General features: G+C 45.1%; 9 protein-coding genes, 2 rRNA genes and 1 riboswitch. All 11 genes read right to left on the reverse strand.

Translation table 11 applies throughout. The annotated features are described in order from the left end of the window. Window positions 1-9: 9 nt before the first annotated feature. Window positions 10-1,428, reverse strand: coding sequence for an amidophosphoribosyltransferase (gene purF / locus AC4G3O_RS19080; protein WP_139892760.1), 1,419 nt, complete (start codon window positions 1,426-1,428; stop codon window positions 10-12). Beyond that, the gene (gene purL, locus AC4G3O_RS19085) at window positions 1,404-3,638 is read right to left on the reverse strand and encodes a phosphoribosylformylglycinamidine synthase subunit PurL (RefSeq protein ID WP_140462127.1); all 2,235 of its coding nucleotides are present in this window, start codon (window positions 3,636-3,638) and stop codon (window positions 1,404-1,406) included. The genes purF and purL overlap by 25 nt, the downstream gene beginning before the upstream one ends. Next, a complete protein-coding gene (gene purQ, locus AC4G3O_RS19090; RefSeq protein ID WP_066108516.1) occupies window positions 3,622-4,305 on the reverse strand; it encodes a phosphoribosylformylglycinamidine synthase subunit PurQ in 684 nt (227 codons plus the stop codon). The genes purL and purQ overlap by 17 nt, the downstream gene beginning before the upstream one ends. Beyond that, entirely contained in the window at window positions 4,302-4,556 is a 255-nt protein-coding gene (gene purS / locus AC4G3O_RS19095; protein ID WP_066108519.1) for a phosphoribosylformylglycinamidine synthase subunit PurS, read from the reverse strand. Before purS ends, purQ begins: the two co-directional genes overlap by 4 nt. After that, window positions 4,549-5,274: a phosphoribosylaminoimidazolesuccinocarboxamide synthase gene (purC, locus tag AC4G3O_RS19100; protein ID WP_306821563.1), complete on the reverse strand. Its 726-nt coding sequence runs from the start codon at window positions 5,272-5,274 to the stop codon at window positions 4,549-4,551. The genes purS and purC overlap by 8 nt, the downstream gene beginning before the upstream one ends. A 100-nt stretch (window positions 5,275-5,374) precedes the next feature. Then, window positions 5,375-6,667: an adenylosuccinate lyase gene (gene purB, locus AC4G3O_RS19105; protein ID WP_066108525.1), complete on the reverse strand. Its 1,293-nt coding sequence runs from the start codon at window positions 6,665-6,667 to the stop codon at window positions 5,375-5,377. Next, window positions 6,667-7,842, reverse strand: a complete 1,176-nt coding sequence (gene purK, locus AC4G3O_RS19110) for a 5-(carboxyamino)imidazole ribonucleotide synthase (protein WP_491136586.1) — start codon at window positions 7,840-7,842, stop codon at window positions 6,667-6,669. The genes purB and purK overlap by 1 nt, the downstream gene beginning before the upstream one ends. Continuing rightward, window positions 7,829-8,320, reverse strand: a complete 492-nt coding sequence (gene purE, locus AC4G3O_RS19115; protein ID WP_066108529.1) for a 5-(carboxyamino)imidazole ribonucleotide mutase — start codon at window positions 8,318-8,320, stop codon at window positions 7,829-7,831. Before purE ends, purK begins: the two co-directional genes overlap by 14 nt. Before the next feature lie 124 nt (window positions 8,321-8,444). After that, window positions 8,445-8,548, reverse strand: a riboswitch (purine riboswitch). Between the two features lie 92 nt (window positions 8,549-8,640). Next, entirely contained in the window at window positions 8,641-8,841 is a 201-nt protein-coding gene (locus AC4G3O_RS19120; RefSeq protein WP_066108532.1) for an NETI motif-containing protein, read from the reverse strand. A 437-nt stretch (window positions 8,842-9,278) separates the two neighbouring features. Next, window positions 9,279-9,395: ribosomal RNA gene (gene rrf / locus AC4G3O_RS19125) — 5S ribosomal RNA — on the reverse strand. Window positions 9,396-9,465: 70 nt separating this feature from the next. Beyond that, window positions 9,466-12,401: ribosomal RNA gene (locus AC4G3O_RS19130) — 23S ribosomal RNA — on the reverse strand. Between the last annotated feature and the right edge of the window lie 81 nt (window positions 12,402-12,482).

Genomic DNA, 12,482 nt, shown 5'->3' on the forward strand with positions numbered 1-12,482 from the left:
CTATTGCCGTTACTTTATTTTTTCATATGCCTGATCATCGGTGGCATAAATTTCAGTTGGATAGTTCCCCGTAAAGCATGCCATGCATTGACCTCGATACTCGCCACCAAAAGGCCTGCCAATTGCCTCAACCGTCCCCTCCACACTTAAAAAGGTCAGAGAATCTGCTCCGATCATCTCCCTGATTTCCTCAACCGAGTTAAACCCGGCAATCAGCTCTTCTTTGGACGATGTATCAATTCCATAAAAACAGGGATTTTTGATTGGAGGAGAGCTAATGCACACATGTACCTCTTTTGCGCCGGCTTCTTTAAGCATCGTCACAATCCTCCTGCTGGTCGTTCCCCTTACAATCGAATCATCCACCATGATGACCCTTTTGCCCTCGACCACACCGCGCACTGGGGCCAGCTTCATTTTCACCCCTTGCTCACGTAGAGATTGGGATGGCTGTATAAAGGTCCGTCCCACATATCGATTTTTAATTAACCCCATCTCATATGGAATCCCGCTTACTTCGGCATAACCGATAGCTGCCGATATACTTGAATCCGGTACACCTGTGACAACATCCGCTTCAATTTGCGCTTCAATAGCCAGTTGTTTCCCCAGGTTCTTCCTGGCCGTATGAACGTTAATACCATCTATATTGCTATCGGGTCTTGAAAAATAAATATACTCCATACTGCACATGGCTCTGCCCTGTGATTCAGCAAAATACTCTGATTGGATGCCGTCATCATTAATCGTCACCAGCTCTCCGGGCCGAACATCCCGAATATAATCAGCACCTATTAAATCGAAGGCACATGTCTCAGATGCAGCTACATATCCTTCACCGATTCGTCCGATGGAGACAGGACGCAATCCATGTGGGTCCACAGCAATCATCATTTCTGTTTCTGTCATGACCAGAAATGCATAGGCCCCTTGGACGAACGATAAAGCCTGCTTTATTCGCTTCTTAAAACAAGCTGAACCAGAGCGCCTAATTAAGTGGGCCAGGACCTCTGTATCCGAGGTTGTATGAAAAATGCTCCCATCTATTTCAAGCTGATTTTTTAATTGGGTTGCGTTTACCAAATTTCCATTATGAGCGAGAGCAAAACTACCGACAGTCTGAGAATTAAACAAAAATGGCTGAACATTTGCCACTCCGCCTCCTCCTGCTGTCGCATAGCGAACATGGCCGATTGCGCTCCGTCCCTTCATATCCTCAATGATCTTTTGATTGAAAACTTCATTCACAAGTCCTTCTGCTTTATGCGATTTCAATACTTGGCCATCTGTAACGACCATTCCCGCTCCTTCCTGTCCACGATGCTGCAGACTGTGTAAACCATAATAGGTTAGTTGAGATGCTTCAGTATGTCCCCAGATTCCAAACAATCCACATTCTTCATTTAGTCCACGGATTTCAGCAAGCATGGTATGGCTCCCTTCCAGGCTATCAGTAGTTGTTTTGCTTCAATATCAATAACTGTCTCTTCCTGGCCGGCATGAATAACGTATTTTTCTGTATCTGTTACAATACCTATTTGAACCGCTTCCGGAATAATTTCTTTGAAAGGTCCGACTTGTTCAGGCGATACAGTCACAAGGAAACGGGATTGTGATTCTGCAAACAACCGGGTGGCCAAATCCCCCTCTAAATTCACTTCAAAACCAAGGTTTTCTGCGCCAAACAATCCTTCTGCAAGTGCTATGGATAATCCTCCTTCTGCCAGGTCATGAGCTGACTTTATTACACCTGCCTGAATCGCTTTCAACAGCTTTTCCTGCCGGTCTTTTTCAACCTGAAGATTCAGATGGGGCGCTTTACCAAAAATCCGTCCATCATTCATGAATTTTTGCAGCTCACTACCGCCGAATTCAGCATATGTTTCTCCTATTAAGTAGATTAAATCTCCCTTTTCTTTGAAGGATTGAGTGGTGATATGCTTGAGATTATGAACAAGTCCAACCATGCCAACGACCGGTGTCGGGTAGATCGCTTCTCCATTTGTTTCGTTATACAAGGAAACATTCCCACCAATCACCGGTGTCCCTAGTACACGACATGCTCCACTTAATCCATCTGCCGCTTTTTCGAGCTGCCAGAAAATTTCAGGCTTCTCCGGATTCCCGAAGTTCAAACAGTCTGTAATCGCCAACGGTTCACCGCCTGAACAAATAATATTACGTGCTGCTTCAGCCACCGCAATTTGACCGCCTGTTTCCGGGTCTAAATAGAGATAGCGGGAATTGCAGTCTGTTGTCATCGCCAACGCTTTTTCCGTGCCGCGAATACGAACGACGGCTGCATCAGAACCTGGCCCTACAACCGTATTCGTGCGTACCATATAATCATACTGGTCATAAACCCATTCCTTACTCGCTATAGTCGGTTGTGCCAATAACGATAGCAGAGTTTCTGTATAGTTGTTGATGACAGGTACTTCATCTTCCATCGCTTGAAACTCTTGAAAATAATTAGGCTCTTTGGACGGTTTATAGTAAACTGGCGCCTCCTCAGCTAGTGCATCTGCTGGTACATTTGCCACCACTTCGCCTCTATATGTTAAGCGAATCATTTTATCTTCCGTTACAGTGCCCACATCGACCGCTTCAAGGCCATACTTTCCAAACAGCTCTTCGATTTCTTGCTCCCGTCCTTTTTTGGTTACAATCAGCATTCTCTCCTGTGATTCAGATAACATCATTTCATAAGGTGTCATTCCTGTTTCTCGCTGAGGAATCCTATCTAAATTCATTTCAATTCCGGATCCCGCTTTGGAGGCCATTTCTGCAGAGGAACTGATTAATCCAGCTGCGCCCATATCCTGTATTCCTACAAGTGCATCCGATTTTACAAGCTCCAGGCATGCTTCAAGTAAAAGCTTTTCCATGAATGGGTCCCCTACTTGTACGGCTGGCCGTTTGGAATCAGAATCATCTGTTAATTCCTCCGAGGCGAAGGTTGCTCCATGAATGCCATCACGACCTGTTTTTGCCCCGACATACATAACTGTATTTCCAACTCCATGCGCCTGACCCTTCTTAATATCCTCATGATTGATTAAGCCGACACACATCGCATTTACAAGAGGATTCCCCTCATAGGAAGGATCAAACTGAATCTCACCACCAACAGTTGGTATTCCGATACAGTTTCCATATCCGGCAATCCCAGCTACAATTTCCTCAAACAAATACTTCATCCGTGGAGTTGTTAATTCTCCAAAACGCAAGGAGTTCAGCATGGCAATCGGTCTAGCCCCCATGGAAAAGACATCGCGGATGATTCCACCCACGCCTGTGGCTGCACCTTGATATGGTTCGATTGCGGAGGGATGGTTATGGCTTTCAATTTTAAAAACAACCGCTTGCCCGTCACCAATATCCACAATACCCGCACCTTCTCCGGGCCCTTGCAGTACACGTTTACCTGTTGTTGGGAACTTCCTTAATACAGGCTTTGAGTTTTTATAGCTGCAATGCTCAGACCACATAACTGAAAACAAACCAGTTTCTGTATAGTTTGGCAAGTGCCCAAGAATTTTTTCTATCTTGGCAAACTCATCATCCGTCAATCCCATTGTGGCATAAATTCGTTCTTCTTTAATCATGGTTGGACTTGGCTCAAGCATTAACGACATTTGTTTCCCTCCAGTATTGAACAATCGATTTGAATAACTTGATTCCATCGGCACTGCCAAGTAAGGAGGAAACAGCCCTTTCCGGATGGGGCATCATCCCAAGAACATTGCCTTGCTTATTCATAATTCCCGCGATATCCTGATGACTGCCATTTGGATTTCTATCATACGTAAACAGAATTCGATTTTGTGTCTTTAACTGTTCCAGCGTCTCCTCATCACAATAGTAATTTCCCTCGCCATGAGCAATCGGGATAGTGATTTGTTCATTTTTGGTATAGGAGCTCGTAAAAGGAGTTTCGTTGTTCACAACATTCAACTTTTGCGGTCTGCAAATAAACTTCAAATCAGCATTACGCCGCATAGCTCCCGGCAGCAATCCCGCCTCCAGTAATACCTGGAATCCATTACACACACCGAGGATCGGAATACCATCCAATGCCGCTCTTTTCACAGCCTCCATAATGGGTGAAAATTGGGCAATTGCACCGCACCGTAAATAGTCACCATACGAAAACCCTCCAGGCAGCAGGATAGCATCAAAGCCTTCGAGACTCGTTTCCGTATGCCAAACATATTCCGCATCTTCTCCAACCTCATCACGAACGGCATGATACATATCAATATCACAATTGGATCCCGGAAAGACGATTACGGCGAATTTCACTGTCCGATTACCTCCTCTATGCTGTATCGATAATCTTCAATGACCGTATTGACTAACAATTTTTCGCACATATTGCGGACCGCCTCATCAACATCAGCAGTAGATTCAGAGAGTTCCAACTCCATATACTTGCCAATTCGCACATCCCGAACCTCCGGGAAATTCATGGCATTCAATGACTTTTGTACAGCAGTTCCCTGCGGATCCAATACACTTTCACGAAGAGTGACATAAACCTTTACTTTATACATGTTGAACGTCCTCCAGCTTAGCAAGAATTTTTTTATAGGCATCTGTTAAACTGCCGAGATTCCGGCGGAATATATCCTTATCCAACTTTTCATTTGTATGCGAATCCCAAAGACGGCAAGTATCCGGTGAAATTTCATCCGCAAGCAGGACATGGTCCTTCTCATCTTTGCCAAACTCAAGCTTAAAATCTATTAATCTGATGTCCATAGAAGCAAATAAGCTTCGCAACATTTCATTGATTTGCATAGACTGTTTTTTTAATATTTCGACTTCTCCAGCTGTAGCAAGGTCCAGGACGTTAATATGATCTTCTGTTAATAGCGGATCACCAAGCTTATCGTCTTTATAATAAAATTCCACAATCGGCCTTTTAAGAGGTGTTCCTTCCTCTACACCCAATCTTTTAGAAAAACTGCCGGCAGCAACATTGCGGACTACTACTTCTAAAGGAATAATGGTGACTCGTTTAACGAGCTGTTCTGTTTCTGATATTTTTTTAATAAAATGCGATTCAATACCCTTAAGGTGAAGCCATTCGAATAGCAGGCTCGTGATTTGGTTATTCAGATGTCCCTTCCCCTCAATCATTGCTTTCTTTTCCCCATTAAATGCAGTTGCTGAGTCCTTGTATCGGATTAGGACGATTTCCGGATTATCAGTTGCATAAATTTGCTTTGCCTTGCCTTCGTAAAGAAGTTCATTCTTCGCCAATTGGATATCCTCCTATATGGTAATAATCCTGATAAGCCAAACACGGATGGAATTAATGTAAAAGGGGCACCCCTCAACCTTTATTAAGTAGTGCCCCTCGTTAAAATTACAGCCCCATACGTTCAAAAATGAAATCTACATTTTTCAAATGATAATGGTAATCGAAGCAATCATCCAATTCTTCAGTAGACAGGTAGGCCGTAATTGTTTCATCCGCTTCTAGCAATTCACGGAATTGAATCTGTGTTTCCCATGCCTCCATCGCCTTAGGCTGAACGGTATCATACGCTTTTTCACGAGACAATCCTTTATCAATTAAAGCAAGCAATACACGCTGTGAATAAATCAGACCATAAGTGCGGTCCATATTACGCTTCATATTATCAGGGAACACCGTTAAGTTTTTCACGATATTACCGAAGCGGTTTAACATATAGTTCAATAAAATGGTCGCATCCGGGAGGATAATTCTTTCAGCAGAAGAATGTGAAATGTCCCGTTCATGCCAAAGTGAAACATTTTCATAGGCCGTCATCATGTGGCCGCGAATCACACGGGCCAACCCAGTCATATTCTCCGAACCGATTGGATTGCGTTTATGCGGCATAGCGGAAGAACCCTTCTGCCCCTTCGCAAAAAATTCCTCTACTTCACGTGTCTCACTCTTTTGCAAACCACGAATTTCAGTTGCAAATTTTTCAATAGAAGTCGCAATCAATGCTAATGTAGACATGTATTGTGCATGTCGGTCGCGCTGTAGGGTTTGGGTAGAGATTGGAGAAGGTTTGATCCCAAGATTTTCACACACAAACTTTTCTACAAATGGATCAATGTTCGCATATGTTCCAACAGCACCGGAGATTTTACCATACTCTACTGTATCTGCAGCTTCTTTTAGTCTTTTTAGATTCCGCTTCATTTCTTCATACCATAATGCCATTTTCAAACCAAATGTCGTTGGTTCAGCATGGACGCCATGAGTACGTCCCATCATAACCGTATATTTATGCTCCTTCGCTTTTTCTGCCAAAATTGTAATAAACCGCTCCACATCAGCGATTAAAATATCATTGGCCTGCTTGAGCAAATAAGATAAAGCCGTATCGACTACATCTGTAGAAGTCAGACCATAATGAACCCATTTCCGTTCTTCTCCCAGCGATTCTGAAACGGCACGCGTAAAGGCAACCACATCATGTCTGGTTTCTTCTTCAATTTCTTTGATACGATTCACATCAAAGGAAGCACGCTCTCTCATTACTTTTACATCCTCTTTAGGGATTGCACCAAGCTCTGCCCAGGCTTCACAAGCCAAAATTTCTACTTCGAGCCATGCTTGAAAACGATTCTCCTCTGTCCAAATCTTTCCCATTTCCGGTCTTGTATAACGTTCAATCATTATTTCATATCCACCTTTTCTTTTTTGTCTCCTGTTTGTTCAGTCCATATATTTGATTGATTAAGCATCTCTAATATTTCCATCGGATGCTCTCCTAAGACTGTAATATGCCCCATTTTTCTATCTTTCTTCGCTTCACGCTTCCCATAAATATGTACTTTCCAATCAGGCTCATTCCCTAAAGCCTTTATAACCGGTTCTAAATGCTGACCCAAAACATTGACCATTACCGCACTGGAATGTAATTCAGTATGACCAAGCGGCCAATTACACACCGCTCTTATATGTTGCTCAAATTGAGAGGTTTCACAAGCCTCAATCGAAAAATGTCCGGAATTATGAGGTCTCGGCGCTAATTCATTCACCAAAATATCATCCTGGTCGAGCAGGAACATTTCAACGGCTAATGTACCAACCACCTGTAATGATTCTGCCAATTGTACAGCCGATCCGATTGCATGGATTTGGGTGTTTTCATTGATTCTCGCCGGGACAATCGATTGATGCAAAATATTATTGACGTGAATATTCTCTGCAACAGGAAACACCCGTATGGAACCATCCAATTTTCGAGTTACTATCACTGAAATTTCCTTTTGAAACGGTATAAAACTCTCCAAAACACAAACTCCATGGCTCAGCAATTCAGAGCCTTTGGCTAAATCTCCTTTATCCCGTATAACAAGCTGTCCTTTTCCATCATAACCACCTCGCGCTGTTTTCAAGACAGAAGGATAGCCAAGTTTAGAAATAGCTTGACGAAGATCCTCAAAACTTGCAATGACCTCGAACGGGACAACTTTGACACCTGATTTCTCAATCTCCTGTTTTTCAAGAACCCGATCCTGCGTAATTCTTAATATATCCGTACCCTGCGGAATATATGGATTACCCGTTAGTTGATCTAACGCATTAGCATCAATATTTTCAAATTCAAATGTGAGTACATCACTTATCTTTGCCAAGCGCTGCAGAGCCTCTACATCATTAAATGGGGCCGTGATTTCCATATCCGCAATTTGGCCGCAAGGACTGTTGGGCGTTGGATCAAGCACAGCTATCTTAAAACCTAAATTTCTGGCTGCCAATGCCAGCATTCGCCCCAACTGACCGCCACCTATTATCCCAATCGTCTGGCCAGGTAAAATAACTGGTGCCTGCTTACTCAAGTTCATCACAACTTTCAATTGATTGTCTTTGAATTTTTAATCTATATTGTTCAAGTTCTTCAGCCAATTCTTGCTCGAAGGTCCCTAATATCTGTACTGCTAAAAGACCTGCATTTTTTGCACCGGCTTTGCCAATCGCCATCGTTGCTACAGGAACACCACCCGGCATTTGAACAATAGACAGCAAAGAATCCAAACCGTTTAGAGCGTGGGATTGCACAGGCACACCAATTACAGGCAAAGTAGTTTTGGCTGCTACCATCCCAGGTAAATGGGCTGCTCCGCCTGCACCGGCTATAATCACTTTTATTCCACGACTTCGCGCGCTTTGGGCATATTCAAACATTAAATCAGGCGTTCTATGAGCTGAAATTACTTTTTTCTCATAAGCCACCTTAAAATCATCCAGAATAGTACATACATGCTTCATCGTTTCCCAGTCTGATATGCTTCCCATGATTACTCCAACCTTAAGGTCATTCATCATTTTCGCCTCCAAATAAAAAAGCTGCATGAACACACTTTCAAAAAAGAGAAAGCAGTCCACACAGCTTATATGCTATGCCAAACCGAGCACTTAGGACAAGTACTATGCCCTCACATATAAGGTGAGGTCCGCTTTCTCTCATAGTCCAAAAATTTATTCGGTCTTTGGGTAGAAACTTGCAGGCCATATCCCCGCTATTATATGAGAGAATTATTTATTTTAATGCTTATTGTTCGTACCTATCTTACCAATAGGGCTAATTGTATGTCAACTAAAAACCGAACACTTCTGTTATTTAATGCAATATCGTTCGGTTTTCAATCAATTGATTTGCCTTCAAAAATAATCTGGCGTGCAACCGGAATATATTCTATCTGATCGCCATTCTTCACTTCCTTAAAAATTGGTTTCTCCATACGTCTTACGGGAAAGTATCCTTCCTTTTTCATACGCTCCAAGCATTCATCAATGCTTTCATTCTCCTGCAATTCAAACTTTTGTTTCTTTGGCTTAGCCAATCGACCCTCGTCCTTTCTGTTACTTACTCTACTAGTAGTGTATCCCATTTAGTACTCTTTTCGGAAGTTTTGTTACAGAATTTTATGTGACTGGTGTAAGCGTGGACTGGCAAAAGTTTTCTTCTTTATGGATAGGAATTTCAGTTTAACACTGTGCCGTCTCACACCTATTCTCCAGCAAAAACACATCAAAGTATGTACGGTAAGACGTATATAAGTGATGTCAGAATCTGAGCTGAAATGTGCTTAATATGAATTGTCATGGGTAGATATAACAATTTTAAAAAGCTTGGCTTTCCCTCAGATTTTACTCATCTTTGTCCCATTTTTTCAACTTATGTCTTCTTTCCAACCTACTAATCATGCTGATAACTCAACCTCAATCCCAAAAACCGCACAAAAAAACCAGCTCATCAACTGAACTGGTTTCTTAAATTGCCCGGCAACGTCCTACTCTCACAGGGACTCGCGTCCCAACTACCATCGGCGCTGAAGAGCTTAACTTCCGTGTTCGGAATGGGAACGGGTGTGGCCTCTTCGCCATCATTACCGGACTATTTGGTTAGAAAGAAATCATTCCTTCAAAACTGGATAATGTAAGTTTGGCAAGTATGCTTGATTCATTTGGTTAAGTCCTCGAACGATTAGTATCCGTCAGCTCCATGTGTCACCACACTTCCACCTCGGACCTATCAACCTGATCATCTTTCAGGGTTCTTACTAGCTTGCGCTATGGGAAATCTCATCTCGAGGGGGGCTTCATGCTTAGATGCTTTCAGCACTTATCCCGTCCGCACGTAGCTACCCAGCTATGCTCTTGGCAGAACAACTGGTACACCAGCGGTGCGTCCATCCCGGTCCTCTCGTACTAAGGACAGCTCCTCTCAAATTTCCTGCGCCCACGACGGATAGGGACCGAACTGTCTCACGACGTTCTGAACCCAGCTCGCGTACCGCTTTAATGGGCGAACAGCCCAACCCTTGGGACCGACTACAGCCCCAGGATGCGATGAGCCGACATCGAGGTGCCAAACCTCCCCGTCGATGTGGACTCTTGGGGGAGATAAGCCTGTTATCCCCGGGGTAGCTTTTATCCGTTGAGCGATGGCCCTTCCATGCGGAACCACCGGATCACTAAGCCCGACTTTCGTCCCTGCTCGACTTGTAGGTCTCGCAGTCAAGCTCCCTTGTGCCTTTACACTCTGCGAATGATTTCCAACCATTCTGAGGGAACCTTTGGGCGCCTCCGTTACTCTTTAGGAGGCGACCGCCCCAGTCAAACTGCCCACCTGACACTGTCTCCCACCCCGATCAGGGGTGCGGGTTAGAATGTCAATACAGCCAGGGTAGTATCCCACCGATGCCTCCACCGAAGCTGGCGCTCCGGCTTCAAAGGCTCCTACCTATCCTGTACAAGCTGTACCAAAATTCAATATCAGGCTGCAGTAAAGCTCCACGGGGTCTTTCCGTCCTGTCGCGGGTAACCTGCATCTTCACAGGTACTATAATTTCACCGAGTCTCTCGTTGAGACAGTGCCCAGATCGTTACGCCTTTCGTGCGGGTCGGAACTTACCCGACAAGGAATTTCGCTACCTTAGGACCGTTATAGTTACGGCCGCCGTTTACTGGGGCTTCAATTCGCACCTTCGCTTGCGCTAAGCGCTCCTCTTAACCTTCCAGCACCGGGCAGGCGTCAGCCCCTATACTTCGCCTTGCGGCTTCGCAGAGACCTGTGTTTTTGCTAAACAGTCGCCTGGGCCTTTTCACTGCGGCTCTTCGAGGCTATAAACCTCTAATGAGCACCCCTTCTCCCGAAGTTACGGGGTCATTTTGCCGAGTTCCTTAACGAGAGTTCTCTCGATCACCTTAGGATTCTCTCCTCGCCTACCTGTGTCGGTTTGCGGTACGGGCACCTTCTTCCTCGCTAGAGGCTTTTCTTGGCAGTGTGGAATCAGGAACTTCGGTACTCTAGTTCCCTCGCCATCACAGCTCAGCCTTATGTGATGAGCGGATTTGCCTGCTCATCGGCCTAACTGCTTGGACGCGCATATCCAACAGCGCGCTTACCCTATCCTACTGCGTCCCCCCATCACTCAAATGGAAGAGAGGTGGTACAGGAATATCAACCTGTTGTCCATCGCCTACGCCTTTCGGCCTCGGCTTAGGTCCCGACTAACCCTGAGCGGACGAGCCTTCCTCAGGAAACCTTAGGCATTCGGTGGAAGGGATTCTCACCCTTCTTTCGCTACTCATACCGGCATTCTCACTTCTAAGCGCTCCACATGTCCTTCCGGTCATGCTTCACAGCCCTTAGAACGCTCTCCTACCACGCATACCATACGGTATGCATCCACAGCTTCGGTGATACGTTTAGCCCCGGTACATTTTCGGCGCAGAGTCACTCGACCAGTGAGCTATTACGCACTCTTTAAATGGTGGCTGCTTCTAAGCCAACATCCTGGTTGTCTGGGCAACTCCACATCCTTTTCCACTTAACGTATACTTTGGGACCTTAGCTGGTGGTCTGGGCTGTTTCCCTTTTGACTACGGATCTTATCACTCGCAGTCTGACTCCCGAGTATAAGTCTTTGGCATTCGGAGTTTGTCTGAATTCGGTAACCCGATGAGGGCCCCTAGTCCAAACAGTGCTCTACCTCCAAGACTCTAAACTCGAGGCTAGCCCTAAAGCTATTTCGGAGAGAACCAGCTATCTCCAGGTTCGATTGGAATTTCTCCGCTACCCACACCTCATCCCCGCACTTTTCAACGTGCGTGGGTTCGGACCTCCATCCAGTGTTACCTGGACTTCATCCTGGACATGGGTAGATCACCTGGTTTCGGGTCTACGACCACATACTGCAAACGCCCTATTCAGACTCGCTTTCGCTGCGGCTCCGTCTCATCAACTTAACCTTGCATGGGATCGTAACTCGCCGGTTCATTCTACAAAAGGCACGCCATCACCCATAAAAGGGCTCTGACTACTTGTAGGCACACGGTTTCAGGATCTCTTTCACTCCCCTTCCGGGGTGCTTTTCACCTTTCCCTCACGGTACTGGTTCACTATCGGTCACTAGGGAGTATTTAGCCTTGGGAGATGGTCCTCCCGGATTCCGACGGGATTCCTCGTGTCCCGCCGTACTCAGGATCCACTCGGGAGGGAACGAAGTTTCGACTACAGGGTTGTTACCTTCTCTGACGGACCTTTCCAGGTCGCTTCATCTACCCCGTTCCTTTGTAACTCCACAATGAGTGTCCTACAACCCCAGATGGCAAGCCATCTGGTTTGGGCTGATTCCGTTTCGCTCGCCGCTACTCAGGAAATCGCATTTGCTTTCTCTTCCTCCGGGTACTTAGATGTTTCAGTTCCCCGGGTGTGCCTTCATACACCTATGAATTCAGTGTAAGATACTGCCCCATTACGGGCAGTGGGTTTCCCCATTCGGAAATCTCCGGATCAAAGCTTACTTACAGCTCCCCGAAGCATATCGGTGTTAGTCCCGTCCTTCATCGGCTCCTAGTGCCAAGGCATCCACCGTGCGCCCTTATTAACTTAACCGTTAAAAAACTCTTACTCGGTTTTTATTAAAACGCATTTACTTTGCCTTACATTACATTATCCAGTTTTCAAAGAACGATT

The organism is Bacillus sp. z14 (2026), from assembly GCF_058313575.1.

What these genes read in the sequence shown, in the direction of transcription:
- purK (WP_491136586.1), bottom strand. Translation starts at nt 7,842, where the DNA reads ATGAACTTGAGTAAGCAGGCACCAGTTATTTTACCTGGCCAGACGATT.
- purL (WP_140462127.1), bottom strand. Translation starts at nt 3,638, where the DNA reads ATGTCGTTAATGCTTGAGCCAAGTCCAACCATGATTAAAGAAGAACGA.
- purB (WP_066108525.1), bottom strand. Translation starts at nt 6,667, where the DNA reads ATGATTGAACGTTATACAAGACCGGAAATGGGAAAGATTTGGACAGAG.
- purF (WP_139892760.1), bottom strand. Translation starts at nt 1,428, where the DNA reads ATGCTTGCTGAAATCCGTGGACTAAATGAAGAATGTGGATTGTTTGGA.
- purE (WP_066108529.1), bottom strand. Translation starts at nt 8,320, where the DNA reads ATGAATGACCTTAAGGTTGGAGTAATCATGGGAAGCATATCAGACTGG.
- purS (WP_066108519.1), bottom strand. Translation starts at nt 4,556, where the DNA reads ATGTATAAAGTAAAGGTTTATGTCACTCTTCGTGAAAGTGTATTGGAT.